Source organism: Burkholderia gladioli, from assembly GCF_000959725.1.
Taxonomy (GTDB): Bacteria; Pseudomonadota; Gammaproteobacteria; order Burkholderiales; family Burkholderiaceae; genus Burkholderia; species Burkholderia gladioli.
In genome coordinates, this window is the sequence record NZ_CP009322.1 from 3528223 (window position 1) to 3554706 (window position 26484).

Annotated in this window: 24 protein-coding genes; 12 read left to right on the plus strand and 12 right to left on the minus strand. The window is 67.5% G+C overall.

Annotated elements, in window-relative coordinates; genetic code table 11:
* Positions 1–3: 3 nt before the first annotated feature.
* Together BM43_RS42715 and BM43_RS15190 are read right to left on the minus strand one after the other, a co-directional pair.
* Positions 4–180: a hypothetical protein gene (locus tag BM43_RS42715; RefSeq protein WP_370448955.1), complete on the minus strand. Its 177-nt coding sequence runs from the start codon at positions 178–180 to the stop codon at positions 4–6.
* A gap of 230 nt (positions 181–410) precedes the next feature.
* The gene (locus BM43_RS15190; RefSeq protein WP_036054905.1) at positions 411–1241 is read right to left on the minus strand and encodes an IclR family transcriptional regulator domain-containing protein; all 831 of its coding nucleotides are present in this window, start codon (positions 1239–1241) and stop codon (positions 411–413) included.
* Positions 1242–1379: 138 nt separating this feature from the next.
* Between BM43_RS15190 and BM43_RS15195 the strand changes: the two genes are divergently transcribed.
* From BM43_RS15195 to BM43_RS15220, 6 genes are all read left to right on the plus strand, one after another.
* Positions 1380–2660 (plus strand): aromatic ring-hydroxylating dioxygenase subunit alpha, encoded by a 1281-nt coding sequence (locus BM43_RS15195; protein WP_036054903.1) that lies wholly within the window; start codon positions 1380–1382, stop codon positions 2658–2660.
* 2 nt (positions 2661–2662) lie between these two features.
* Positions 2663–3136 carry an aromatic-ring-hydroxylating dioxygenase subunit beta gene (locus BM43_RS15200; RefSeq protein ID WP_036054901.1) on the plus strand — a complete coding sequence of 158 codons (474 nt, stop codon included), beginning with the start codon at positions 2663–2665 and terminating at the stop codon, positions 3134–3136.
* The gene (locus BM43_RS15205) at positions 3133–4125 is read left to right on the plus strand and encodes a PdxA family dehydrogenase (protein ID WP_036054898.1); all 993 of its coding nucleotides are present in this window, start codon (positions 3133–3135) and stop codon (positions 4123–4125) included. Before BM43_RS15200 ends, BM43_RS15205 begins: the two co-directional genes overlap by 4 nt.
* A 27-nt stretch (positions 4126–4152) precedes the next feature.
* Positions 4153–5145 carry a 2Fe-2S iron-sulfur cluster-binding protein gene (locus BM43_RS15210; protein ID WP_036054896.1) on the plus strand — a complete coding sequence of 331 codons (993 nt, stop codon included), beginning with the start codon at positions 4153–4155 and terminating at the stop codon, positions 5143–5145.
* A 53-nt stretch (positions 5146–5198) separates the two neighbouring features.
* Positions 5199–6578: an MFS transporter gene (locus BM43_RS15215; RefSeq protein ID WP_042285240.1), complete on the plus strand. Its 1380-nt coding sequence runs from the start codon at positions 5199–5201 to the stop codon at positions 6576–6578.
* Between the two features lie 98 nt (positions 6579–6676).
* Complete coding sequence (locus tag BM43_RS15220) at positions 6677–7816, plus strand: porin (protein WP_230676376.1); 1140 nt, start codon at positions 6677–6679, stop codon at positions 7814–7816.
* Positions 7817–7908: 92 nt separating this feature from the next.
* Here the strand turns inward: BM43_RS15220 and BM43_RS15225 are convergent, their stop codons facing one another.
* Positions 7909–8880: an AraC family transcriptional regulator gene (locus BM43_RS15225; protein ID WP_052409174.1), complete on the minus strand. Its 972-nt coding sequence runs from the start codon at positions 8878–8880 to the stop codon at positions 7909–7911.
* Between the two features lie 85 nt (positions 8881–8965).
* Between BM43_RS15225 and BM43_RS15230 the strand changes: the two genes are divergently transcribed.
* Positions 8966–9955: an SDR family NAD(P)-dependent oxidoreductase gene (locus BM43_RS15230; protein ID WP_036054892.1), complete on the plus strand. Its 990-nt coding sequence runs from the start codon at positions 8966–8968 to the stop codon at positions 9953–9955.
* A gap of 119 nt (positions 9956–10074) precedes the next feature.
* On the opposite strand, the gene BM43_RS15235 is transcribed toward BM43_RS15230, so the two are convergent.
* Positions 10075–11472 (minus strand): MFS transporter, encoded by a 1398-nt coding sequence (locus BM43_RS15235; protein WP_080742106.1) that lies wholly within the window; start codon positions 11470–11472, stop codon positions 10075–10077.
* A 93-nt stretch (positions 11473–11565) separates the two neighbouring features.
* On the minus strand, positions 11566–12375 hold the full coding sequence (locus BM43_RS15240; RefSeq protein WP_036054890.1) for a shikimate dehydrogenase family protein: 810 nt from the start codon (positions 12373–12375) through the stop codon (positions 11566–11568).
* A gap of 160 nt (positions 12376–12535) precedes the next feature.
* Between BM43_RS15240 and BM43_RS15245 the strand changes: the two genes are divergently transcribed.
* Positions 12536–13309 (plus strand): IclR family transcriptional regulator domain-containing protein, encoded by a 774-nt coding sequence (locus tag BM43_RS15245; protein WP_036032791.1) that lies wholly within the window; start codon positions 12536–12538, stop codon positions 13307–13309.
* Positions 13310–13326: 17 nt separating this feature from the next.
* On the opposite strand, the gene BM43_RS15250 is transcribed toward BM43_RS15245, so the two are convergent.
* Positions 13327–14148, minus strand: coding sequence for an isocitrate lyase/PEP mutase family protein (locus BM43_RS15250; protein WP_036054888.1), 822 nt, complete (start codon positions 14146–14148; stop codon positions 13327–13329).
* A gap of 306 nt (positions 14149–14454) precedes the next feature.
* Here BM43_RS15250 and BM43_RS15255 point away from each other — a divergent pair, with 306 nt between their 5' ends.
* Positions 14455–15624 (plus strand): aldose epimerase family protein, encoded by a 1170-nt coding sequence (locus tag BM43_RS15255; RefSeq protein ID WP_036054886.1) that lies wholly within the window; start codon positions 14455–14457, stop codon positions 15622–15624.
* Positions 15625–16029: 405 nt separating this feature from the next.
* On the opposite strand, the gene BM43_RS15260 is transcribed toward BM43_RS15255, so the two are convergent.
* Positions 16030–16725: a gamma-glutamylcyclotransferase gene (locus BM43_RS15260; RefSeq protein ID WP_036054883.1), complete on the minus strand. Its 696-nt coding sequence runs from the start codon at positions 16723–16725 to the stop codon at positions 16030–16032.
* 204 nt (positions 16726–16929) lie between these two features.
* Positions 16930–19302: a DNA polymerase II gene (locus BM43_RS15265; protein WP_036054881.1), complete on the minus strand. Its 2373-nt coding sequence runs from the start codon at positions 19300–19302 to the stop codon at positions 16930–16932.
* 215 nt (positions 19303–19517) lie between these two features.
* Here BM43_RS15265 and BM43_RS15270 point away from each other — a divergent pair, with 215 nt between their 5' ends.
* The 3 genes from BM43_RS15270 to BM43_RS15280 all read left to right on the plus strand — a co-directional run bounded on the left by BM43_RS15270 (position 19518) and on the right by BM43_RS15280 (position 23214).
* Positions 19518–20426 carry a LysR family transcriptional regulator gene (locus BM43_RS15270; RefSeq protein ID WP_013689000.1) on the plus strand — a complete coding sequence of 303 codons (909 nt, stop codon included), beginning with the start codon at positions 19518–19520 and terminating at the stop codon, positions 20424–20426.
* A 575-nt stretch (positions 20427–21001) separates the two neighbouring features.
* Positions 21002–22207, plus strand: coding sequence for a porin (locus BM43_RS15275; RefSeq protein ID WP_036054878.1), 1206 nt, complete (start codon positions 21002–21004; stop codon positions 22205–22207).
* A gap of 314 nt (positions 22208–22521) precedes the next feature.
* A complete protein-coding gene (locus tag BM43_RS15280) occupies positions 22522–23214 on the plus strand; it encodes an SDR family NAD(P)-dependent oxidoreductase (RefSeq protein ID WP_036054875.1) in 693 nt (230 codons plus the stop codon).
* A gap of 108 nt (positions 23215–23322) precedes the next feature.
* Here BM43_RS15280 and BM43_RS40470 read toward each other — a convergent pair whose 3' ends face one another.
* The 4 genes from BM43_RS40470 to dbpA all read right to left on the minus strand — a co-directional run bounded on the left by BM43_RS40470 (position 23323) and on the right by dbpA (position 26477).
* Entirely contained in the window at positions 23323–23652 is a 330-nt protein-coding gene (locus BM43_RS40470) for a hypothetical protein (RefSeq protein ID WP_124083605.1), read from the minus strand.
* Positions 23649–24281 (minus strand): type VI secretion system amidase effector protein Tae4, encoded by a 633-nt coding sequence (locus tag BM43_RS38895; protein WP_080742107.1) that lies wholly within the window; start codon positions 24279–24281, stop codon positions 23649–23651. The genes BM43_RS40470 and BM43_RS38895 overlap by 4 nt, the downstream gene beginning before the upstream one ends.
* Before the next feature lie 2 nt (positions 24282–24283).
* Positions 24284–24841, minus strand: a complete 558-nt coding sequence (locus BM43_RS38900) for a PAAR domain-containing protein (protein ID WP_080742108.1) — start codon at positions 24839–24841, stop codon at positions 24284–24286.
* A 238-nt stretch (positions 24842–25079) separates the two neighbouring features.
* Positions 25080–26477: an ATP-dependent RNA helicase DbpA gene (dbpA, locus tag BM43_RS15285; RefSeq protein ID WP_036054872.1), complete on the minus strand. Its 1398-nt coding sequence runs from the start codon at positions 26475–26477 to the stop codon at positions 25080–25082.
* Between the last annotated feature and the right edge of the window lie 7 nt (positions 26478–26484).

Below are 26484 nucleotides of genomic sequence, written 5' to 3' on the forward strand. Positions count from 1 at the left end.
CAGTCACAGCGCAAGCGAGCCCAGCGACACGGCGCCCAGCACCACGAACGCGCTGGCATAACCGAAGTGCTGCGCGAGCACCCCGCCCAGCACGGGGCTCAGCGCCGCGCCCACGCCTTGCGCGGTGGCCACCGCCCCCTGCCCGACATTGACGCGCCCGGTGCCTTGCAGCAGCCGCACGATCAGCGCCGATGCCGTCGAGGATCTGCACTGGCCAGACGCCGGCGCCGTTTATCAGCAGCGCGGCGATCGCGCTGCGCACCGGCAACGCGAGATAGGGGACCAGCAATACCCACCAATAGCCGTGCGAGGGGATCACGAGGCCGTGAGCCTGTCTGGCGGCACGGGCGAGGCGCCAGCCCATCGACCTGCTTGACGGGCCGGCCAGCACCCTGCACGCGACGGCTCGATCAGAGCGAGCGTTCGAGCCGCTTCGCGGTGGCTTGCAGCGCGGGCAGGAAGCTGCCTTCGAGCGTCGCCATGTCGACGCGGCCCGAGAACACGCTCACGCTGATCGCCGCCTCCACCACGCCGGCGCGGTTCTTCACCGGCACCGCCAGCGCCGACATGCCGAACTCGAGCTCCTGGTCGCTGACCGCATAACCCTGTTCGGCGGCGCGGTGGATCGCCTTCAGCACCGCCTCGGGGCTGACGAGCGTGCGGCTGGTGAGGCGCTTCATCGGCACGCTGTCGAGCGAGGCGCGGATCGCCTCGTCCGACATGCCCGAGAGCAGCACGCGCCCGGTTGCCGAGCAATAGGCGGGCAGGCGCCCGCCGAGCTTCACGCCCGTCGAGACGATGCGCACCGCCTCGGCACGCGCCACGAATACCGAATAGCCCTCGTCGAGCACCGCCAGCGAGATCGACTCCTGCAGGCTGTCGCGCGCGTCGGCAAGCAGTGGCTGGGCGATCTGCGGCAGCGAGGAGGTGCTCAGGTAGGCGCCGCCGAGCCGCAGCATGCGCGGCAAGGGCGTGAAGAACTTGCCGTCGTGCGCGAGATAGCCGAGATCGACCAGCGTCAGCAGGCAGCGTCGCGCGGCCGGCCGGCTCAATTCCGCGAGATGCGCGGCGTCCGAAACCGTCATGCGCGTGGTGGACGCGTTGAAGGCCTCGATGATCGCGAGGCCCTTCGCGAGCCCGCCCATCCCCTCCTTGGCGCGGGCGCCGCCGCTCGCGTTGTCGTCCTCCGAGGACGACAAGGCCCCTTCCCGACCGTTGACAGCTTCTGTGGTGGATGTCATATTGAATCAAATATCGAACAACGTACGGTATTCGAACACATCGAATCGGAGCTGTCAACGGAATCGATCGGCGCCATGCGAGGTGTCGACGCCCGTCGAACCCCGCCGGCAGTTCCCGCAATACATGGAGCGAAGCACTTGAACGTCATCCCCATCAAGCTGGCGCGCCGCGCCAGCGTCGCGTGGCCCGAGGAGGGCCTCACCCGCGTGCCCTACCAGGTGTTCCAGGACGAAGCCGTTTACGCGGACGAGCAGGAAGCGATTTTCCGCGGCCCGAACTGGAGCTTTCTCTGCCTCGAGACCGAGGTGCCGAACCCGGGCGACTTCCGCAGCACCTTCGTCGGCGACGCGCCGGTGGTGGTGACGCGCGATACCGACGGCGAACTCTATGCATTCGAGAACCGCTGCGCGCACCGCGGGGCGCTGGTCTGCCTGGAGGACCAGGGCAACGCCAGGGATTTCAGCTGCGTCTATCACGCCTGGACCTACAACCTGCAAGGCGACCTGGTGGGCGTCGCCTTCAAGGACGGCATCGACGGCAAGGGCGGCATGAAGCCGGACTTCTGCACCGGCGACCACGGCCTGCGCAAGCTGCGCGTGGCGACCCTGCACGGGCTGGTGTTCGGCAGCTTTTCCGACGACGTGGCGCCGCTCGACGAGTATCTCGGCGAGGAGATCGTCGAACGGATCGCGCGCGTGCTGGACAATCGTTCGCCGGTGGTGCTCGGCCGTTTCACGCAGATGCTGCCGAACAACTGGAAGCTTTATTTCGAGAACGTTAAGGATTCCTACCATGCCAGCATCCTGCATCTGTTCTTCACCACGTTCCAGCTGAATCGCTTGTCGCAGCGCGGCGGCATCATCGTCGACCCGAGCGGCGGCCATCACGTCAGTTATTCGGCCGTCGACCACGCCGCGGCCGCCGAGGCCGCGCAAGCGCAGCCGGCAGGCAACGACTACGCCGAGCAAAACATCCGCTCGGAAAGCGAGCATCGGCTGGAGGACACCTCGGTGCTCCAGGGCGTCGACGAATTCGGCGACGGCGTGACCCTGCAGATTCTCTCGGTATTCCCCGGTTTCGTGCTGCAGCAGATCCAGAACGCGATCGCGGTGCGCCAGATCCTGCCGCGCGGCACGCGCCAGACCGAGCTGAACTGGACCTACCTCGGCTTCGAGGACGACACGCCCGAGCTGCGGGAAATGCGGCTGCGCCAGTCGAACCTCGTGGGGCCGGCCGGTTATGTCTCGATGGAGGACGGCTGCGTCGGCGGCTTCGTGCAGCGCGGCATCGAGGGTGCCAGCGAGTGCCGCTCGGTGCTCGAAATGGGCGGCGACGATGCCGAAAGCAGCTCGAGCCGCGTTACCGAGGCATCGATCCGGGGCTTCTGGAAAGCCTATCGCAACGCAATGGGATATTGAGCATGGCAGCACTGGACATCCATCAGGCCATCGCCCGGGCACAGGCCGAATACGTGCGCTGCATCGACGACGGCGATCTCGCGCAATGGCCCGACTTCTTCACCGCCGAGTGCACCTACAAGGTCACCACCGCCGACAATCATCGGCGCGGCATGCCGGGCGCGATGATCTACGCGGCCTCGCGCGGCATGCTGGCCGATCGCGTCGCGTCCCTGCGCGACGCCAATATCTACGAGCGCCACGCTTATCGGCATCTGCTCGGCCAGCCCTATGTCGTCTCGGCCGACGGCGGCGAGGCGCGCAGCGAAACCTCGTTCGTGGTGGCGCGCGTGATGCGCGACGGCAGCACGGACCTGTTCGCGACGGGGCGTTATTGCGATATCTACGCCGTCACCGACTCGGGCGTGAAGCTGCGCGAACGGATCGTCGTTTGCGACAGCTCCCGCATCGATACCTTGCTGGCGCTGCCGCTATGACGCGCGTCTCCATCGTTGCGCTCGCGATCGGCGACCCGAACGGCATCGGCCCGGAAATCGCGGTGCGTGCCGCGCTTGCGCCGAGCCCGTCCCGGCTCGTGCTGTTCGGCGATCGCCACGTGATCGACTGGTATGCGCGAGCCTGCGCGCCGCAGGCGCGGGCGCGCGCGGTCGCGATCGACGCCTTGCCGCCGGCCGAGGCGGGTGTGATCGACGTCGTCGACGTGCCGTCCTTGCCGCGCGACGCGTTTTCGCCGGGCACGATCGCCGCGCAAGCCGGCACGGCGACGCTCGCCTATGCCGCGGCCGCGATCGACGCCGCCCGCGACGGGCATGCCGACGCGGTGATCGCCTGCCCGCATTCGGAAACGGCGATCCACGCGTCCGGCGTGAAGTTCGCGGGATATCCCGGCTTCCTCGCCGGGCGGGCCGGCCTGCCGGCCGACGACGTCTACCTGATGCTGGTCGGCGGCGGGCTGCGCATCGTCCATGCCACGCTGCATGAAGGCATCGTGCCGGCGCTGGCCCGGCTCAGCCGCCACCACGTCGAGCGGGCCGCCCGCGCGGCGGTGGCCGCGCTGCAGCGCATGGGCGTCGCGCGTCCGGTGGTCGGGCTGATGGGCATCAATCCGCATGCGGGCGAGGGCGGGCTGTTCGGGCGCGAGGACATCGAAATCACCGAGCCGGTGGCGCTCGCCCTGCGCGAGGATGGCATCGAGGTGGTCGGCCCGCAGGGCGCCGACCTGCTGCTCGGCGATGCGCGCGTCGATGTATTCGTGGCGATGTATCACGACCAGGGGCACATTCCGGTCAAGCTGCGCGCCGGCCGCCATTGCGCCGCGCTCTCGCTGGGCGCCGGCGTGGTGTTTTCGAGCGTCGGGCACGGCAGCGGCTTCGACATCGCGGGGCGTCTGTGCGCCGATCCCGCGCCGCTGACGGGCGCGATCCGGCTGGTCGCGACGGGCATGGTCGCGTCGCCCGAGGCCTGAGGCGGGAAAAATTTTCGAGGACTTGTTTTGGACTACTGTATTTCAATCGAAGGCAGCGATATTGCCTTTCCGTGCGCCGAGGGCGAGACCGTGCTCGATGCCGCCGAACGCGCCGGCTATGCGGTGCCGTATTCGTGCCGCAAGGGCGTGTGTTCGACCTGCGAGGGCGGGCTGGCCGCCGGCAGCGGGCGCTCGCCGGTGCAGGGCGCCGTGTCGGGGCCTGCCGGGCGCGTGCTGCTCTGCTGCCTGCGTCCGGCTTCGGACCTGAGGATCGCGCCGCGCCGTATCGACAAGCGCGATCCGGTGGCACGCAAGACGCTCGACGTATCGGTCTATCGCATCACGCGGGCGGCCGACGTCAGCATCCTGCAGTTGCGCCTGCCGACCGGCGTACGCGCGAAGTTCGCCGCGGGCCAGTACCTGCAGGTCGAGCTTGACGACGGCACGCGCCGCAATTATTCGATGGCCAATCCGCCTCACGAGAGCGATGCCGTGCAGCTGCACGTGCGCCATGTCCCCGGCGGCCGCTTCTCGAGCGAGGTGCTGGGCAGGCTGGAGAAGGGCGACAAGCTGCGGATCGAGCTGCCGTTCGGCGAATTCACGCTGCGCGAGGATGCCGGCAAGCCCGCGATCCTGATCGCGACCGGCACCGGTTTCGCGCCGGTGAAATCGATCGTCGAGGATGCGCTGCGACGCAGGATCGATCGGCCGATGACGCTCTACTGGGGCGCTCGCACCGAAGCCGACCTGTACCTGGCCTCGCTCGCGCGTAAGTGGCACGACAGCGGCCGGCTGCGCTTCGTGCCGGTGCTGTCCGCGCCGCACGAAGGCTGGGCCGGGCGGCGCGGCCTGGTGCACCAGGCCGTGCTCGAGGATTTCGGCTCGCTCGGCGGCCATGAAGTTTACGCCTGCGGAAACCCCGCCATGGTGCAGGCCGCGCAGGAAGCCTTTACCAAGGCCGGACTCGACGAGGCGGATTTCTTCAGCGACGCCTTCGTCCAGACCGCGCCAATCGATTAGCGATACGACGCATTCGACTCATCACCATAACAAACCCCAAGGAGACAACAACCGTGACAACGGCCCCCCCGATCGATGTCGCCGACATCATCGAACGTCAGAAGGTCGGCAGTGGACAGTGCATGGTGGTATTGCTGTGCGCACTGCTGATGTTCCTCGACGGATTCGATACCCAGGCGATCAGCTATATCGTTCCCGCCCTCTCGCATGACTGGCACCTGCCGAGGGAAATCCTCGGCTCCATCTTCTCGGCGGCGCTGGTCGGCCTGATGGTCGGCTACCTGGCCGTCGCGCCGCTGTCGTCGCGCTTCGGGCACAAGCGGATGATGATCGCGAGCACGCTGATGTTCGCCGCCTTCACCATGCTGACCGTGTTCGCGACCAGCGTGAGCGAGCTGATCGGCCTGCGCTTCCTGACCGGCATCGGCCTGGGCGCGGCGGCGCCCAGCGCGGTCGCGCTGACCTGCGAGTTCGCGCCGAAGCGTCTGCGCTCGACCTTCGTGCTGCTGGTCTATTGCGGCTTCTCGCTCGGTTTCGTGGTCGCGGGCCTGGCCGCCGGCGTGCTGATGCCGGTGTTCGGCTGGCAATCGATGATGGAGGTCGGCGCCATCGCGCCGCTCGTGCTGAGCGTGCTGCTCGCCTGGCTGCTGCCCGAATCGCCGGTGTTCCTGCAGCGCCGCGCCGATGCGGACGCGAGGATGCGCAAGGTGTTCGTGCGGCTGTTTCCGCGCCTGGCGGTGCCCGCCGACGCGCGCTTCCGCTTCGAGGCGCCGGCGGAATCGAGGGCGGGCGTCGCGGCGCTGGTGCGCGGCCGGACCTCGATCGGCACCGTGCTGCTCTGGCTGATCTTCTTCCTGAATCTCGCGGAGTTCTATTTCATCCAGAGCTGGTTGCCGACCATGCTGAACGGGCTGCACCACGCGCCGGCCACGGTGGTGTGGATCACCGCGCTGCCGACCATCGCCGGCGTGCTGTCGGCCGTGCCGCTCGGCCTCGCGATGGACCGGATCGGCGCCTACGCGACGTTGACCGTCATGTACCTGGCCGGCAGCGTGTTTCTCTGGCTGGTCGGCGGCGCGTTTTCCGGCAGCGTCGCGTGGTTGATGGTCAGCGTGTTCTGCGCGGGCTTCTGCATCAGCGGCGGCCAGAAGAGCGTGATCGCGCTGGCCGCCGTCTACTACCCGCTCGAGCTGCGCTCCACCGGCGTGGGCTGGGCGCTGGGCATCGGTCGCCTGGGCGGCATCGCCGGGCCGCTGGTTGCCGGCATGCTCTATTCGGCGCACTGGAGCCCCGCGGAGATCTTCCGTTTCGCGGCCCTGCCGGTGCTTGTCGCCGCGGCCGGCGTGTTCGCGATGGGGCGCCTCGACCGCCTCGGGCGAACACCGGCCGGCGTGCGCCGCGACGCATCCGAGCGACGCGGCAACGCGGCCTGAATCCCTCACGCAAGCCTTCCCACCTCGATCAACACGATGCAGCCCGATGCGGCGCCGTCCCGGACGGAACCGCGGGGCTTCGTCTTGCCGGAAATTTCATGATGACCAGAAAACTGATTGCCTGCGCCGGCCTGCTGGCCGCCGCCGGTGCCGCCCATGCCCAGAGTTCCGTGACGCTGTATGGTTTCATCGATTCGGGCTTCGTCTACCTGAACAACCAGTCTGGCCACTCGAACCTCGAGTCGATCACCGGACAGACCAACGGCAGCCGCTGGGGCGTACGCGGCAAGGAGGATCTCGGCGGCGGCCTGCAGGCCGTGTTCACGCTCGAGAACGGCTTCGATTCCTCGAACGGCAAGCTCCTGCAGGGCGGACGCGAATTCGGCCGGCAGGCCTTCGTCGGCCTGCAGGACGCGCGTTGGGGCGCGCTCACGCTGGGGCGGCAATACGATCCGATGACCGAGCTGATCGGCCAGATCGCGGCGACGCGGATGTGGGCCTGGCTGGGCACGCATCCGGGCGATATCGACGATTTGAACTCCTCGTTTCGCGTCAACAACGGCGTGAAGTTCACCACGCCGCGCATTGCCGGGCTGCAGGCCAGCGGCATGTTCGCGCCCGGCGGCGTGGCGGGCGATTTCGCTTCCGGCCGCGTCTATACGCTCGGCCTGTCGTATGCCAATGGCCCGCTGTCGGCCGCGCTCGGCTACGACAACATCAACAACCCGGCCGTCTCGGTGCTCGACAGCGCGGTGGCGGCCGGGCAAACCGGCTTCGTCACGCCGGCGAAGAGCCCGGTGTACAGCGGCTACGCGTCGGCCAATGTCTGGCAGATCTTCGGCGCGGCGCTGTCGTATCGGATCGGCGCGGCCCAGCTCGCCTTCGTCTATACCAATGCGCGCTTCCAGGACATCCGGCGCACGGCATCGACGCCGAACGTGGGCACGGCCGCCTTCAACAGCTACGAAGCGAACGCGAGCTACCAGATCACGCCGGCATGGATGGTCGGCGCATCGGCCGACTACACCAAGGGGCGCGACGCCCACTACCTGCAATTCGACTTCGGCCCGGACTATGCGCTGTCCAAGCGCACCGACATCAACCTGGTCGGGGTCTGGCAGCACGCATCGGGAATCGACTCGACGGGGCATCGCGCGGTGGCGGCGATCAGCACGCTGGGGCAGTCGTCGACACCGACCCAGGTGGCCGTGCGCCTGTCCCTGAGGCACCGCTTCTGAGTCATGGCGCCCGCGGCGGGCGCCGCCGACGGCGTCGATCCGCTTTCGCGGCACGCTGATTCTTCCTTTGGTTTGCCCGACCTCGCATCGCGCTACGCGAGTTCGACCGATTCCGATGTCAGGTCCTCGCCTTGCCGGCCGGCTTCGCGCCGGTAGGCGCTGGGCGCCACGCCGGTCACGCGCTTGAACGCGCTGCTGAAGGCACTTTCCGAGGCATAACCGAGCCGCTCGGCGAGCACTGCCACGCTCGCCTGCTCGTCGGCCAGCGCGCGCTTGGCCAGGCGCATGCGCCATTGCGTGAGCCAGGCCAGCGGCGGGATGCCGGCCACCTCGCGAAAGTGGACCGCGAACGCGGTGCGCGACATGGCGGCGGCCGCGGCCAGCTCCTCGAGGCGCCAGGCCCGCGCCGGCTCGCCGTGCATCAGCCGCAGCGCCGGCGCCAGCCGCGCGTCGCCGATCGCGCGCAGCCAGCCGGGCGAGAGCTCGGTGTCGCGCGCCAGGTGGGCGCGCAGGATCTCGATGAACATCATCTGCGAGAGATGGGTGCAGGCCAGGCTGCTGCCCAGCACGCCGGCCTCCAGCTCGCGCACCAGGCGCGCCAGCAGCCACTGCAGCACGGCCGCCTGCTCGGAGCGGCCGTCGATGTGGATCAGCGGCGGCAGCACCTCCAGCAGCAGCGAACCGTTGACGGGATCGAGCCGCACGTGGCCGCCGATCTGCCGGCAGTCGAGCCCGTCGCCGATGGTGGCCGAGCGCGTCGCGGCGCTGCCGGGGAACAGTTGCAGCGCGTCCACCGGCGGCGCGTCGGGCTCGCTCGCGAGCACGAAGCCATGCTGGCCCGAGAGCAGGAAGATGTCGCCGGACTCGACGCGCAGCGGCTCGGCCCAGCCGTCGATCAGCAGCCAGCAGCCGCCCTTCACCAGCGCGAAGAACTTGATCTTGTCCGGCTTCGGGAAGCGGATCGCCCAGCGGCCGCCGGCCGAGAAACCGCCCGCCACCACCGGGTTCGCGCTGACCAGGCGCAGCATGTCCGACAGCAGATCCTCGGTGATTCCTGAACGCATGCGATGGTTTCCTGAACTTTCGGCCATTCATCGTACAGGATTTGCCGCCTACACTGGGCCCACCTGTCCTTCATGAGTTTTTGCCATGTCGAACCAGCAACAGCCTATCGGCTCCGGATTCGGAGCCGCTTCCACGGCCGACGAGGTGATCGCCGGCATCGACCTGTCGGGCGCCACCGCGGTGGTGACCGGCGGTTATTCGGGGCTCGGCCTCGAGACCGTGCGCGTGCTGCGCGAGGCCGGCGCCCGGGTGATCGTGCCGGCGCGCGACGTCGAACGCGCGCGCTCGGCGCTGGCCGGCATCGACGCGCAGGTGCGCGCGATGGACCTGCTCGATCCCGCTTCGATCGCGGCCTTCGCCGCCTCGGTGGCGGCCGACACGCCCGCGCTGCGGATCCTCGTCAACAGCGCCGGCATCATGGCCGTGCCCGAGCTGCGGCGCGACGCGCGCGGCTACGAGATCCAGTTCGCCACCAACCATCTCGGCCATTTCCAGCTGACCACCACGCTGCTGCCGCTGCTGCGCGCGGCGCGCGGCGCGCGCGTGGTATCGGTGTCCTCGCTCGGCCATCGCTACGCCGATGTCTCGCTCGACGATCCGAACTTCGAGCGGCGCGACTATCACCCGTTCTCGGCCTATGGACAGTCGAAGACGGCCAACATCCTGTTCGCGGTCGAGCTCGACCGGCGCGAGCGCGAGCATGGCGTGCGCGCCTTCTCGCTGCATCCGGGCAGCATCGTCGAGACGGGGCTGGGCAAGCACGTCACGCGCGAGCAACTGATCGAGGCCGGCGTGCTCGATGCACAGGGACAGCCGATCCGCGATCCGTCGCGGCAGTTGAAGACGGTCGGGCAGGGCGCGGCCACCCAGGTCTGGTGCGCGACCAGCCCGAAGCTCGACGGACTGGGCGGGCTCTATTGCGAGAACGTCGATGTCGCGCCGCTGCGCGACGAGTCACCGCGCGAGATCGAGATGGCCGACGCGATGCGCATCCGGGGCGTCTCGCCTTACGCGGTCGACCCGGTGCAGGCCGGGGCGCTGTGGACGCTCAGCGAGCAGTTGCTGGCGCGCTGAAACGGAGAAGGGAGGTGAGGAGCCGGGGCGGCATGTCGATGATCATCGAGGCCGAGCCGCCCGGGCTACGGCAAGCCGCGTCGCCGCAACCGGCGGCGCGGCTTGCCTTTGAAGCGCGCTCAGCTCGATCGCGCGCCGGCGGCCGCGGCCGAATCGCCCGCGCCGGCGCGGCTTCGCGCGGCCGCCATGGCCGGCTTGCCGCCCAGCTCGTTGAGCGGCGTGCGATAGGTCTCGCGCGCGGTCCAGGCCGCCAGCGCGGCCAGCGCCGTGATCACCAGCGTGGTGGTGCCGATCAGCATGGGGATGTTCTGCGTGCCCGGCGGCGCGATCGCGGCGAACAGCGAGGGCAGCAGCGCGGTCAGCGCCATGCCGATGTTCTGGCCGATCGACATCGCCGAGACGCGCGTGCGGGTCGGGAACAGCTCCGGCATGAAGCTCGGGAACACGGCATTGAAGCCCTGGTAGATCACGCCCCACATCAGCACCGAGGTGACGATCGCCAGCGGCGCGTTGTGCGCGCTGATCGCGTAGAGATAGACATAGGACAGCAGCCCCGCGCCGAGCGAGCCGACCACCACCGGAATGCGCCGGCCGATCCGGTCCGACAGCCTGCCGACATAGGGAATCACGATCACGGCGACGATATTGCCGATCAACGGGATCGCGAGGTAGATGTCAGGCGCGAAGCCGATGCCGTAGGCGGGCTGCACCGCGTAGGCCGCGCCGAAGATGGTGGCGACCATCGCGATCACGGCCGCGGTGGCCATCACCGCGATGCGGATCATGTCGCGCCAGCTTTCGCGGAACGCCACCGCGATCGGCGAGGCCGGGATGCCGCCTTGGTTGTCTTCATTGACGAAGGCGGGCGACTCCGACACGTTGCGGCGGATCACGAAACCGGCCGCCAGCACCAGCGCGCTGAGCAGGAAGGGAATGCGCCAGCCCCAGGCGACGAAGGTGTCGTGCGACATCCAATAAGCCAGCGGCATGAAGATCGCGGCCGCGAAGATCTGGCCCGCCTGGGTGCCCTGCAGCGCGAAGCTAGCGTAATAACCGCGTTTGCCGAACGGCGCCTGCTCCAGGATCATCGAGCTCGCGCCCGAGATCTCGCCAGCCACCGCGAAACCCTGCACCAGGCGCAGCAGCACCAGCAGGATCGGCGCGGCGATGCCGATCTGCCCGTAGGTGGGCAGCAGGCCCACCGCGAAGGTCGAGGCGCCCATCAGGAACATGCACAGCAGCAGCAGGTGCTTGCGGCCGTGCGTGTCGCCGCGCCGGCCCAGCAGGAAGCCGCCGATCGGACGCGCCACGTAGCCCACGCCGTAGGTGGCCAGCGAGGCGACGATCGCCAGCTTGGGGTTGCCGTGCGGGAAGAACAACTGCGGGAACACCATCGCCGCGGCCTGCGCGTAGATGAAGAAGTCGTAGTATTCCAGCGCCGAGCCGATCCAGCCGCTCGCCGTGGCGCGCCGGGTCTGCCCGGCGCTGGGTGTGAATGTGATGTGTCGGTCGTTCATCGATCCGGTCTCCTGATTAATATTGGAATGTCATCCTGGTGGATGAAAGCGTCCCGGCTCGCCTTGGGCGGCCGGGTTCGCAGCCTGTGCCGCTCAGACCTCCAGCGGCGTGACGTTCATGAACGCGCCCAGGTTGCCGAACTGCGCCAGCGCCATCTCGGCGCCGGTCTGGATCGGGCAGCCGGCGCGGCGCGCCAGTTCGAGAAAGGGCGTGACCTCGGGCGCGGTGACCACGTCGGCCACGAGCGTGGCGGGGCGCAGCGTGGCGAGCGTGATCGCTTCCAGTGGCAGCGGTGCGTAACCTTCCATGCCGGCCGGCGAGGCGTTCGCCACCAGCTCGAACGGCGCCAGCGTATCGAAGTGCGGCTCGATGTCGGTGCCGGGATGATGCCGGGCCAGCAGCTCGCGCAGGCGGCGCGCGCGCGGCGCGTCGATGTCGACCACCGTCACCGACGCCGCGCCCTGCTCGCAGAGCGCCCAGGCGATCGCGCTGCCCACCCCGCCCGCGCCGATCACCAGCGCCCGCGCGCCGGCCGGCTCGAAGCCGTGGCCGCGCGCGGCGTTGAGGAAGCCGTCGCCGTCGACGTTGTCGCCCACCAGCCTGCCGTCCGCCTCGCGACGGATCACGTTGACACAGGCCAATGCCTCGGCGCGCAGGCTCAGCGCGTCCAGGCGCGGCGCCACCTGCTGCTTGTAGGGCACCGTGACCACGCAGCCGCGCAGGTTGCGCCAGGCGCGCATCGCATCGATGAAGTGATCGAGCGAGCCGCCGTCGAGGTCGATCGGGATCATCGAGGCATCCTTGCCGTGCCGCTCGAACCAGCCGTTGAAGTTCTGCGGCGATTTCACCTGGGCGATGGGGGAGCCGACGATGGCCACCAGTTCGGTCGTACCGCGAATCATTGAGGTGCACCGGAATCCATGAGGAACATGGCGCTTATGGTGCGACCGGCGCCCTGGCGGCAGCAACGGCGAAGAATCGAAAATATTGCGATGAGCGAATCGGCATTGCGATAATCGCATTGCCGTAGCGACTTCGTGCCTGCCCCTGAATAATCCTCTGATGAAACAACCCCTCATCCATGAACGCGACCTGATCGCGGGATTGCAGAAAGGGCTCGCCCTGATCCTGCTGTTCAACGACCAGACGCCGCGGCTGACGGTGCCCGAGGCGGCCGCCCGCGCCGGCCTGAGCACCAGCGCGGCACGGCGCTTCCTGCTGACCCTGGTGCATGACGGCTACGCGGAAACCGATGGCCGCTACTACTGGCTGACCGCCAAGAACCTGCGGATCGGCCAGGCCTACGTGGAATCGGCGCGGCTGCCGCGCATGATGCGGCCGATCGTCGAGAAGGTGGCGGCGGAGACGCGCGAGCATGTATCGGTGGCCGTGCGCGACGGCGACGAGGTGGTGCATATCGTGCGCAGCCGCGTGATGAACGTGTCCTCGCTGTCGATGCGGCAGGGTTGGCGGCTGCCGATGTACTGCACCGGCAGCGGCCGGCTTTGGCTGGCCTCGCTGAGCGACGAGGAGGTGGATGCCTACCTGGCGCGCGTCGACCGGCAGGCGTTGACGCCCTACACGCGCACCGATATCGCCGAGATCAAGGCCGTGATCTCGGCGATCCGCGAGCAGGGTTACGCGGAGCTGGACCAGGAATACGAGGTCGGCATGCGCATCCTCGGCGTGCCGCTGACGGATCGCCATGGACAGATGCGCGCGAGCCTGACCATCACCACGCAGGTGTCCTCGCTGTCGCTCGCGGAGATCCGCGAGCGTTACCTGCGATTTCTCTATGAAGGGCAGGCGCTGCTGCGGCCGATCATGGATACCTGAAGCGGGGGCGGTCGGGCTTACTTCCGCTCGAACACCTCATTGAGCTTCCCGCCCGCCGGAATCCCCGCGAAACCATCGAAGCGTCCCTCCACCAGCGCCTGCGTGGCGGCCATGACGCCGCCCCAGGCCGCGCGCGCCAGCGCCCCGCCGACGCTCACGCGCCGCACGCCGAGCGCGGCCAGGTCGGCCAGCGTGAATTCGAGCGGCGTGCCGACCAGCACGTTGACGGGTTTGGGCGCCACCGCCATCACCACCGCCTCGATCTGCCCGCGCGTGCGAATGCCGGGCGCGTAGAGACAATCGGCGCCGGCCGCCGAATAGGCGCGCAGCCGCGCGATCGCGTCGTCCAGGTCGGGCGTGCCGGCGAGGAAGTTCTCGGCGCGCGCCACCAGCAGCGTATCGCCGCCCCTGGCATCGATCGCGCGCCGCGCGGCGGCCACGCGCTCCACCGCCACCTCGATCGGGAACAGCGAGCCGCTCGCGTCGCCCGTCGAATCCTCGATCGACAGGCCCGCCACGCCGGTTTCCACCGCCAGCCCGACGCTTTGCGCGACATCCTCGGGCGTGGCGCCGAAGCCGTTCTCGAAGTCGGCATTCACCGGCAAGTCGGTGGCCTGCACGATCGCGCGCAGGTGGGCGAGCACGGCCTCGCGCGACAGCGTGTTGTCGGCATGCGCCTGCGACCAGGCGAAACCGGAGCTGGTGGTGGCCAGCGCCTGGAAGCCGGCGCTCTCCAGGTAGCGCGCGGTGCCGGCGTCCCAGGGATTGGGCAGCAGGAAACAGCCGCTTTCGTGGAGTTGGCGGAACGCGGCGCGTTTTTCGGCGATGGTGCGGGGCATGGCTCGCTGTCCTTTGCGGCTCGGGGCCGCGTGGTGGGCCGTGCACGCAAGGCGGCGCGCGCGGCGGGTCGGGCATCGGAATTGCGTCCTGGCGTGTCGCGCGGATCAGCGCTCGCGGAGGCGACCGGCACGACGCGCCTCGATTGTCGCTGCAACCCTCATACGATTACAATCGTCGACACTCCCGAGCCGCATGCAGAACGTAGCGCCATCGCGTCGGCCTGTGAAGCACCCGCGGCAAGCCATGTCGTATGCCGCGCCGGCCGACGATCCTTCCCACCCTATCCGAGAGGAACAGGTACCCCGATGAGATCGTCTCCCCTGCATCCGCCGCGCCTGGCAGCCTGCGCGCTGTTCGCGGCAGGCCTGCTGGCCGCCTCGCTCGCGCCGGCCGCCACGCTGAGCCAGGCGCCTTACGGCACCACCAAGGACGGCAAGCCCGTCACCGAGTACACGCTGAGGAACGCGCGCGGCACCACCGTCAAGCTGATCAACTACGGTGGCGTGATCACCGCGATCGAGGTGCCGGACCGGCATGGCAAGTCCGCCAATATCGTGCTCGGCTTCGCCTCGCTGAAGGATTACGAGGCCTACAACGGCAACATCCATTTCGGCGCCCTGATCGGCCGCTACGCGAACCGCATCGCCGGCGGCCAGTTCCAGCTCGACGGCCAGACCTACAAGCTGCCGATCAACAACGCGCCCAACACGCTGCACGGCGGGCCCGACAGTTTCGATTCGAAGGTCTGGAGCGCGAAGCCGCTCGACGGCGGCAAGGATGGCGCGGGCGTCGAGCTGAGCTACGTGAGCCCCGACGGCGAGAACGGCTTCCCCGGCACGCTGACGGTTCACGTCACCTACCGGCTCACCGACGACAACGCGCTGCATATCGTCTACGAGGCGAGCACCGACAAGGACACGGTGGTCAACCTGACCAACCACACCTACTTCAACCTGGCCGGCGAGGGCAGCGGCAGCGTGGAGGACCAGGAGATCCGCATCGCGGCCTCGCGCTACACGCCGACCGATCGGACCTCGATCCCCACCGGCGAACTGGCCTCGGTGGAAGGCACGCCGCTGGACCTGCGCAAGCCCACGCCGATCGGCAAGCACCTGCGTTCCGATTTCGAGCAGATGGTGTATGCGCGCGGCTACGACCACAACTGGGTGCTCGACGCGGGCGGGCCGAGCACGCCGGCCTTTGCCGCCAGCGTGCGCGATCCGCGCAGCGGCCGCGTGCTGAGCGTGGATACCACGCAGCCGGGACTGCAGTTCTACTCGGCGAATTCGCTGGACGGCAGCGCGGTGGGCGCCTCGGGCCATGCTTACCGGCAGACCGATGCGTTCGCGCTCGAGGCCGAGCATTTCCCCGATTCGCCGAATCATCCGGCGTTTCCGACCACGGAGCTGAAGCCGGGGCAGACGCTGCACGAGGAAACCGTGCTGCGTTTCTCGGTGGCGGGGCGGAAGCGATAGGGCGGTGGCGGCGCGTTGTTCGCCGCAGCCGAATTGAGATTTCGTGACGGGCTGCTGTTCAGGCTACGCGCGAGCCGGTAATGTGTGGTCAACCCTCATCATCTCCTCCCGATGTCACCCAGGGGGCCAGGGATGCCCGCCACGTCGTGGCGGCGTCCCGACTCTTTTTCGCAGCGTCGGTTCTTGGCGCGTTTTCCTTGCGATATCACCCGGAGCTTATTGGGCGGCCGGTTCAACGGTTGCGTGCGCAAGCTCATCAATGCTCCACGCGGTTTCGACTTTCTCGCGACGTATTACCCGGATGAAAACGACAACGAATCGATTAGCGTTGCAGAGCATCGCGACGCAGGATTCCGTGTAGCGATCCGGGGCTTCGTATCGGCGCGATGACATGACGGCCGGATGTCATCGCCCGCCCGGCACGCTCATCGCATCGCGCTGCCCGGCGCCGCGCTGCGCGCGCGCCACCGCCTCGGCCAGCGCATCGACATAGGCATCGCCGATGCCGTGCTCGCGTAGCGCCGCCTGCAGGCGGAACAGGTAATCGGCATTGCTGCCGATCGGCCCGGCTGCTTGCGCGATCAGCGGCGCGGCCGTGGCCACCGAGGCGTCGCGCTCGTATTGCTCGCGGCTCGGGTCGGCGACGAAGGCGATCGCATGCGCGTCGCTGCCGTCGTCGAGCCGGACCTTGGCCCAGGTCGGCCGATACGAACCGAGCACCATCTCGCGGATCCACACCAGCCGCAGCTCGTCGACCAGGCGCTCGGCATGCAGGCGCAGCGCGATGCCGGTGGTTTCTCCGCCGGGCTCCAGCGCGAGCATGCGCCCCGGGCGCTCGCAACCGGCGCGGCCGGCCAGCATCCGCAGGCAGAAGCTGCGATGCCAGCCTTCCAGCCGGGCCACGCGATGCGCGGCGAACTCGATGGCGGGATTCCAGATCAGCGATCCATAGCCGAACACCCAGACTTCGTCGGCGCCGGCCGGCCGCTCGCGCAGCGTGGCATCCAATGAAGCGTCGATGCGCTCGGGCGTCCAGAGCCCCGGCATCGCCTCGAACTGTTGGCGGTAGGCGCCGGTTTCGATCGCGTGTCTCGTCAGCATGGCATGACCTGTCGTGAGGGAAGGCCGGGGCGGGACGGTTGGCGCGGTCGATGGCGCGCGCCGTCACGGCACGGCGGATGTTCGACAGTATCGCGATTGCGGCGGCGCGGATAAACCGTTGCGGGGGAAACAGATTGGCCTGCCGGCGGCGACAATCCGGCAATGTCGCTATCGACGGACATCGACGGGCGCGGCTCGCCGTCCTCAGAACGAAAAGAGCTGCCCCTGCCCCGAGATCACCGTTTCGAAATCGTCCTTCAGGAACGGCAGGATGCCGTCGGCGACGGGCTGCAGTTGCCGGCTCAGGTAGAACGCGTAGTCGATCGGCGAGCGCATGGTCTCCAGCGGCTCCGGGCCGGCGGTGGTCATCACGTAGCTGATCCAGCCGCCGCGCTGGTACTGCAGCGGCCGGCCCAGCTCGCGGTTGTACTCGTCGGCGGTGCGCGCCGCGCGCACGTGGGGCGGCACGTTGCGCTGATACTCGGCCAGCGGCCGGCGCACGCGCTTGCGATAGACCAGCTCGGCATCGAGCTCGCCGGCCAGCACGCGGCGCACCGTCTCGCGGATGAAGTCCTGGTAGGGCTCGCGACGGAACACCAGCGTGTAGAGCTCGCGCTGGAACTGCTGCGCGAGCGGCGTCCAGTCGGTGCGCACCGTCTCCAGGCCCTTGAACACCACGTCCTCGCCGCCGTCGGCGCCGAGCGCGAGGCCCGCGTAGCGCTTCTTGCTGCCTTCCTCGGCGCCGCGCACGGTGGGCATCAGGAAGCGCAGGTAGTGGCGCTCGTATTGCAGCTCCAGCGCGCTGTCGAGTCCGAAGCGCTCGCGCAGGTGCGTGCGCCACCAGTCGTTCACGTGCGCGACGATCGCGCGGCCCTTGCGCTCGGCCTCGCCGTCCCGGTGCGCCTCGCGCAGCCACACGAAGGTGGAATCGGTGTCGCCGTAGATCACCTCGTAGCCTTGCGCCTCGATCAGCTCGCGCGTGCGATGCATGATCTCGTGGCCGCGCATGGTGATCGAGGAGGCCAGACGCGGGTCGAAGAAGCGGCAGCCCCAGGAGCCGAGCACGCCGTAGAAGGCGTTCATGATGATCTTGAGCGCCTGCGAGAGCGGCGCGTTGCGCTGGCGCTTGGCCAGGTCGCGGCCTTCCGAGACGCGCCGCACGATGTCGGGCAGGCAGTGCCGGCTGCGCGAGAAGCGCGCGCCCAGGAAGCCCGGCACCGAATGCGCGTCGTCGGGCTGGGCCAGGCCTTCCACCAACCCGACCGGGTCGATCAGGAAGGTGCGGATGATCGAGGGATAGAGGCTCTTGTAGTCGAGCACCAGCACCGAATCGTAGAGGCCGGGCCGCGAATCCATCACGAAGCCGCCGGGGCTGTTCTGGCCGGTCACGTCGCCGAGGTTCGGCGCCACGTAGCCGAGCCGGTGCATGCGCGGCAGGTACAGGTGTGTGAAGGCGGCCACCGAGCCGCCGGTGCGATCGGCCGCGAGCCCCGTGACGGTGGCGCGCTCCAGCATGAAGGACAGCAGGTCGGTCTTGGCGAAGATGCGCGTGACGAGTTCGCAGTCCTTGAGGTTGTAGTGCGCGAGCGCGGGCTTGTCCTCGTCGAAGCGGCGCTGGATCTCGTCCATGCGCGCATAGGGATTGTCGACCGCCTTGCCCTCGCCGAGCAGCGTGCGCGAGACGTATTCGAGGCTGAACGAGGGGAAGGTCCAGGTGGCCGACTTCAGCGCGTCGATGCCGTCGATGATCAGCCGCCCGGCAGCGCCCGCGAAGAAGTGGTCGGGCTGCTGGCCGTGGGCGCGCCAGTCGAGCACGCTGCCGTCGCGGCCCAGGCGCAGCGGCACGCCGAATTCCTGCGAGTGCGCGTGCAGCACGCGCAGGTCGAACTGGATCAGGTTCCAGCCGATGATCGCGTCGGGATCGTGTTCGGCGAACCAGGCGTTGAGCCGTTCGAGCAGCGCGGGGCGCGTCTCGCAATAGACCAGGTTCAGCTCTAGCCCGGCGGCGTCGCCGTTGGCCGGGCCGAGCATGAACACGTCGCGCTGCCCGCAGCCTTCGAGCGCGATCGAATAGAGTTCGCCGCGCGCGCTGGTCTCGATGTCGAGCGAGACGCAGCGCAGCGCCGGGCGGTAGTCGCTCTCGCTCTTCAGTTCGGCGTCGACCAGCAGCGCCTCGCCCGCCGGCGTGCCGCGAAAGCGAACCGGCGCGGTGATGAAGCGCTCCATCGCGTAACGATCGGGCGGCGTGATGTCGGCTTCGTAGAGATCGACGCCTTCGCGCGCGAGCCGTTTCTGCAGGGCGCCGAGATGCCGGTGGCGCTTGCAGTAGAGGCCCAGCACCGGGCGCCGGCGGAAGTCGTGCAGCGCGAGCGGGCGCAATTCCACGCCGCTCTCGCCGGCCAGCAGGCGCTCGGCCGCCTCGCGTTGCTCGACGGGCAGGAACGCGACCGATTCCTGCGGACGCAGGCGCACCCGGCGCGGACCCTGGCCGGTGGCGAGCCAGAATTCGATCTCGACGCCGGCGGCCGTGTCCCGCCAGTGACGGGTCAGGATGAAACCCTGCTCGAAGTCAGTCAAAACCGGGGCTCGTCTTGGAGTGCTCAGGCGCGGGATTGTAGCGCTTGCGCGCTGGGGGCGCTTAGCCTGGCGCGCAGGGCAACTAACGGTCTGGCCTCGACATCCCGGCCGGCGGCAGGGCCGGTCGCCGGCCCGAATGTTTGCCATAATTCACGTCGATCGATGCATGACGGGCCGCTCGCCGCGCGGCCCGTGCCGGAACACCTGGGAACGCCGTGGAACTGAGACAACTTCGCCATTTCGTAGCCGTCGCCGAGGAGGCGAACTTCACGCGCGCCGCCGAACGCTGCCATATCGTCCAGTCGGCGCTGTCGACCTCGATTCGTCTGCTGGAAGAGGAACTGGGCGCCAAGCTGCTGGTGCGCACCACGCGCCGCGTGAGCCTGTCGGCGGCCGGCGCGGTGTTCCTCGACAGCGCGCGCCGCGCGCTCGACATCCTCGATCGGGCCGGCCTGGAAGTGGCCGACATCACCTCGGTGCGGCGCGGCAAGCTCTCGATCGGCACGGTGCAGAGCCTGCCGCAGTTCCTCGAGCTGCCGGGCCTGCTGTCGCGCTTCTACCAGGCGCATCCGGGCGTGGAGGTGCGGCTGGTGCAGGGCGGCGCGCTGGAGTTGAACGAGAAGGTGGGCGCGCGCGAGCTCGACCTGGCGATCCTGCCGATCGAGGAGCGCAACGAACGGCTCGAATCGCACATCATCGCCTGCGACGAGATGGTGCTGGCCTGCGGGCGCGACCATCCGCTCGCCTCGGCCGGCTCGGTGCCGCTCGCGCGGCTCACGCGCGAGGCCTTCGTCGATTTCGTGCCGGGGCAGGGCACGCGCCGGCTGGTCGATCGCGGCTTCGCCGAAGCCGGGTTGCAGCGGCGCGTGGCCTTCGAGATCGGCGACCTGGACACGCTGCTCGACCTGGTCTGCCAGGGCCTGGGCATCGCCCTGCTGCCCGAGGACATCGTGGTGCGCCGCCCCGAGATGCTGGCCTGCGTGCGGCTCGAACGCGCCGAGCTGTGCTGGGAACTGGTGGTCACGCACGCGGCGGCCGCGGCGGGCGACGTCACCGAAGGGCTCGATCCCGCGCCGGCGGCCTTCCTCGAGATGCTGATGGCCGAGACGGCCGACCAACGCTGATCGCGGCGATTCCGTCGGCTCGGGAAAGAACCGGTTCCTCTTCCCGGCGCATTGCAAGATCCTTTCGTAATAATCGAAAGCTGTCGAATCGAGAACAAAATGATGCACGGCCGGCGCCCGATATCGTTGGGTCCGTGAGGGCGGGATCGCGCCGCCCGGCCCCGGCCGGCGGGGCTGGTGCCTAACTGGTCATACATCTCACCTTTCGTCTGCATAATCCCAAAAAATGGCACGCGTTGTCCGAGGACGGCAACATTACACGGAATATTGCGGAAAGCTTATGAATTAAAAATGAAAGAAATAAAATATCGATAATAATCAATGAGTTGTTAAATGAGTCCACACTGTCAAGTGCAGGTTTCAACATAAATGACACAGAGATTTCCCTAGGAATCTGAAATTCTGCATTGTTGGATTTATTGCGATCGTTATAGGATGTCTGACTAGATGAGGGGCTCCACAAGTACGCGGACAAGGCTCTTCATTTGGAGACCAGTCGCCGTCGACTCGCGGCGCGGCTGACAAGCGATCGTATCTGCCTGCGGGGTGCAGGCTTTGGAAACAGAGGGGACGCAATGAAGAAACGCATCATGGTGGCGGCAGCTACGCTCACCGGCCTGACCGCGGGCGTCGCGTACGCGCAAAGCAGCGTGACGCTGTACGGTATCGTCGACACGGGTATCGGCTGGCAAAGCAGCCAGACCTCGCTGGGTTCGACGGCAGGCGGCAAATCGGTCGTCAAGATGATCAACGGCATCTGGGCCGGCAGCCGTTTCGGCCTGAAGGGTGCCGAGGACCTGGGCGGCGGCCTGAAGGCGATCTTCCAGTTGGAAGAGGGCTTCAACAGCGCCACCGGCGCGCAAGCGGTCTCGGGCCTGATGTTCAATCGCCAGGCTTATGTCGGTCTGCAGGACGCCCGCCTGGGCACGTTCACGGCCGGCCGCCAGTACACCGCGTACTACACGCTGCTTTCGCCGTACAGCCCGACCACCTGGCTGACGGGCGCATACGGCGCGCACCCGGGTGATATCGACTCCCTGGACACGACCTACCGCGTCAACAACTCGCTGGTCTACATGTCGCCGACGTACTACGGCTTCACGTTCGGCGGTTCGTACGCGTTCGGCGGCACGCCGGGCAGCGTCAACGCCGGCTCGACCTGGAGCGTGGGCGCACGTTACGCGGTCGGCCCCGCGGGCATCGCGGTCGGCTTCATGCGCCTGAACAATTCGACGTCGGGCGGCGGTGCCTGGGGCGCGAACTCCACGGCATCGAACAACGGCGCCGAGCCGAGCGTCTCCGGCATCAACAACGGCTACCAGTTCGCTGCCGCGCAGCAGCGCCTGGCCGTGACCGGTGGCTGGACCTTCAACTCGCAGTGGGACGTGACGGCCTCGTACTCGAACGTGCAATACATCCCGGGCTCGGGCTCGAAGTTCGCAAACACCGCGATCTTCAACACGGCCGGCGCGGTGCTGCACTTCAAGCCGATCCCGACGCTTGACCTCGCCGCTGGCTATAGCTACACGCGCGCCACGCTCGCCAACGGCGTGCAGCACGCGGCGTACTACCACCAGTTCAACCTGTCGCAGTACTACAGCATGTCCAAGCGCACCGGCTTCTACCTGCTGGAAGCGTATCAGCGCGCGGGCGGCCAGACGCTGGCCCTGGGCGGCAGCATCATCAACGCGACCGCCGACATCGGCGACGGCCAGAACAGCGCGCCGTCCTCGTCGCGCAGCCAGGTCGCCGTCGGCGCGGGCATCATCACGCGCTTCTGAGCGAGGTATCACGGGGCGGCGTGAGCTGCCGCCCCGCGCGGTTCTCCGAGCTTCACATCCTCGATGGCCCGTCCAGGCGGGCCGTCCTTCGGCCGTCGTCGCGCTTCCTGCGTGGCGACGGCATTTTTCTTGGTGCCTGGTTTTTGCTTCTCGCGTGTATCGAGCGTGAGGCGCGGCGCCTTGCCTGACGATTCGTCATGACGGCGATGACTTGCGCGGCATGGCCGGCCCGCGCGTGCCGCCGCACAATCGTGATTCCGGCCATGCCGGGGCGGTTGCGCCCGCAACCGTCGTTCCGCCAGGGAGGACATCACATGAGCAAGGCATCCACCGTTCTGATCGTCGGCGCATCGCGCGGGCTCGGGCTCGCGCTGGCCGAGGAATATTGCCGGCGCGGCGCACGCGTGATCGCGACCGTGCGCGGCCCGTCGCCGGCGCTCGACGCGCTGCGCGCGCGTCATCCCGATACGCTCGCGATCGAGACCGGCATCGATATGGCCGATGCCGACAGCGCGCGCCTGCTGCGCGAACGGCTGGGCACGCGCCGGCTCGACATCCTGTTCGTCAATGCGGGGATCGCGCGCTCGATCGGGCTGACGCCGGGCAATGCGCCCGAAGCCGATTTCCTGGAGATGATGCGTGTCAATGCGTTCAGCCCGGCGCGGCTGATCGAGGGGCTGGAGGATGGCGTCGAGCCCGACGGCACGATCGCGATCATGTCCTCCGAACTCGCCAGCATCGCCAACAACCCGGGCGGCTGGGATCTCTACAGCGCGAGCAAGGCGGCGCTGAACATGCTGGTCAAGTGCCATCTCGCGCATCGTCCCGGCAATCGGCGCGCGGTGCTGCTGGTGGCGCCGGGCTGGGTGCGCACGGAGATGGGCGGGGAGGAGGCGAGCCTGTCGATCGAGGAGAGCATCCCGAAGGTGGTGGAGATGGTCGAAAGCAATCGCGGCAAGGCGGGCTTGCGTTTCGTCGATCGGTTCGGCGAGACGCTGCCTTGGTGAGGTGAGTGTGGAGTGAGCGCTCCGATCGTTGCGACGAGGCTCGGGTCGAGCGCTTGATTACTTTGTCGTCCGTGCTCACCGTGCAGCGAACTCGAGCGGATGCACGATTCAGGTGGATTGCTTCATTAAGCTGTCGGTGACGTACAAAACTGCCGTGAAGACGAGAATGACCGCTCCTCCACCAACCCATTTCCGGGCTGACCAACGTCGCCAGGCGACCGTGTTGAGCAGGCAAAACGCGATTGCCGGGCCGCAGAGGTAGCCAATCACCAGCGGCACGCTCCACCACGGAATAGGACACTTTCCCAATTCGCTGCAGCCGGTCGCGACGTGCCCGGATCCGCCATGCCAGTGGAGACGGCTGAATGCGTAGAAGAAAGCCCATGTGACGAGCAGCCCGAACAGCAAACCACCCAGTGACACCGCGAGTCGTTTCACTTGATTTCCCAAAACAGGATTTGCTTCGCGCCGGCGAGATCGGAGTATGCGGCTCTCGGGAATATGCTTGCCTGTTGCCGGAAGGACGAAACTCCAAGGTATCGTCCCCACGTTGCGAAGCCGCTCCAAAATCCGCTGACCGTCAAGCGGGAGCCGTTCCACAGATCTATGTGCCCGCCTGTTGCGCCTGACGAGGTTTCTCCGTTGCGTGCCCAGCAGCCGGAAAATTGAATGATACCGGTGCGCCCCCTGATCTTCGACGCCCAGTCTGCTCCGGTAATCTTCTCGGCCTTTGGCAAACCAGCAAACGGTTGAAGTTGCAACCACGTTCCGAGTTCCTCGGCACGTGTTGCGGTTGGTTTTCCGTCGAGCAAAATGCGTCCGATTGTCATTGTCCCCGTCATCGGGTGGACGGTTTTGGCATTGAAGGATTTCATGTCGACCCCCACGCGGTGCAACATCACGCTGATGCGGATGGCGCATTGATTCGTGTATGCGGGATCATCATAAGGATCACCCGACGGAAAGTTATTCCAAAGCTCCTGAAATGTGATTGCCGGAACCACGACTCCTTTTTGCGAGTTCGGCACGTCATTGGACGTGATGCTGGCGTGTTTGGTATGCGGCATCACTACCTTCCCCCGTGCTGTTTCGCGAGCGCGTCGTCACCCCAATACACGATGTATGAGCCGGGTTTGTCGCCGGTGGAAATGCGTGGCAAGATGCCATCCGGTCCGATCCGCCCTGCATTGGTTTTGCCGTCTTCTGTTTCGATGTAGTAAGGAAGGCCTTCCACACGATGTCCCATGACCTTGACTTGCTCGTCATAGCCTAGGTTCTCGACCGACGCAGTGCCGCTTGCTGTGGAAACAGGCGATGCCTGCATTCGATTGCTGCCGGACTGGTCGTCGCACCATGAGTCGCCGCCAAGCGATGCAACGATGCGCGGAGGGACGGGGCACTGGCATCGTACGACGTCGCCATCCAGTGTCGTTTCGCCCATGAAGAATAGGCGATAGGGGCCGCCAGCCTTTGCGATGATTCCAGTGCATCGACACGCGGTGCAGAACGCCTCGCCTCCAATCAAGGCGACTTGATGGCCGTCAAACGTGCATCGCGAAGCTTTGTAAGTGCTGATTGTCCCGCCGCTCGAAAGCGCGTCGCCTGCGACCGCGATTTTTCTTCTCATGGATTGGCCTCCGAAAAGCCATAATCCTAGTTGTTCGCAGTCTTAACTTATCCGGAAATTTATCAATACATTGTTGATTACATGGCGAGCCGCTGACGTAAGAGACGAGTCGACGCTGCGATGTCGTGAAGCTTGACTTGAGCAGTCTAGATCAACTGATCGCCCCTGCGTTGACGAGCGGAAACCCTAGACATGGTCGAGATGCCGCAGCTTCCACCGCGGCACCCCACGACCATCCTCACTCGTCCATCAACCGCACCTTGACCTTCTTCCCCTTGATCTTGCCGCCATTGAGCTTGCGCAGCGCCTCGTGCGCCACGCTGCGCTCCACCGCCACGTAGGTCGAGAACTCGGTCACGTTGATCTTGCCGATCTGCGAGCCTTGGAAGCCCGCATCGCCGGTCAGCGCGCCGAGCACGTCGCCGGGCCGGATCTTCTCCTTGCGCCCGCCGAGGATCTGCAGCGTCTCCATCGGCGGCAGCAGCGGCTCGTTGCTGGCAGGCGTGAGCGAGGCCAGCGGCTGCCATTCCACCTCGCGCCCCTGGGCCTGCTCGATGCCGCCCACGCGGCCCATCTCGTTCATGCTGGCCAGGCTCAGCGCCCAGCCTTCCTGGTCGGCGCGGCCGGTGCGGCCGATCCGGTGCACGTGCACCTCGGGGTCGGGCGTCACGTCCACGTTGATCACCGCCTCGAGCTGGGCGATGTCGAGCCCGCGCGCGGCCACGTCGGTGGCGACCAGCACCGAGCAGCTGCGGTTCGCAAACTGGATCAGCACCTGGTCGCGCTCGCGCTGTTCCAGCTCGCCATGCAGCGCGAGCGCATGAAAGCCCTGCGCGCTCAGCACGTCGAGCAGGTCGCGGCACTGCTGCTTGGTATTGCAGAACGCGATGGTGCTGGCCGGCCGGTAATGATTCAGCAACTGGCCCACCGCGTGCAGACGCTCGTCCTCGGTCACCTCGTAGAAGCGCTGGCGGATCTTGCGCGCGTCGTGCTGCTCGGCCAGCTTGATCTCCTTCGGATTGCGAAGAAACTGCCGGCTCAGCTTGGTGATGCCTTCGGGATAGGTGGCCGAGAACAGCAGGGTGAGCCGCTCGGTCGGGCATTGCCGCGCGACGGTCGCGATATCGTCGAAGAAGCCCATGTCGAGCATGCGATCCGCTTCGTCGAGCACCAGCGTGTTCAGCGCGCCGAGCGCGAGCGTGCCGCGTTCGAGGTGGTCCATGATGCGGCCCGGCGTGCCGACCACGATATGCGCGCCGTGCTCCAGGCTGGCGGCCTGAGGACGCATCGGCGTACCGCCGCACAGCGTCAGCACCTTGATGTTCTCCTCGGCGCGCGCGAGGCGGCGGATTTCCTGCGCGACCTGGTCGGCCAGCTCGCGCGTCGGGCACAGGATCATCGCCTGCACGTCGAAGCGGCGCGTGTCCAGGCGCGAGAGCAGCGCCAGCGAGAAGGCGGCGGTCTTGCCGCTGCCGGTCTTGGCCTGCGCGATCAGGTCCTGGCCGGCCAGCGCCAGCGGCAGGCTGGCGGCCTGGATCGGCGTCATCTCGGTGTAGCCGAGCTGCTCGAGATTGGCGAGCACCGCCGGCGAGAGCGCGAGCTCGCTGAACGGCCGGTTGGGCGTGGCTTGGGTCATCGTGGCT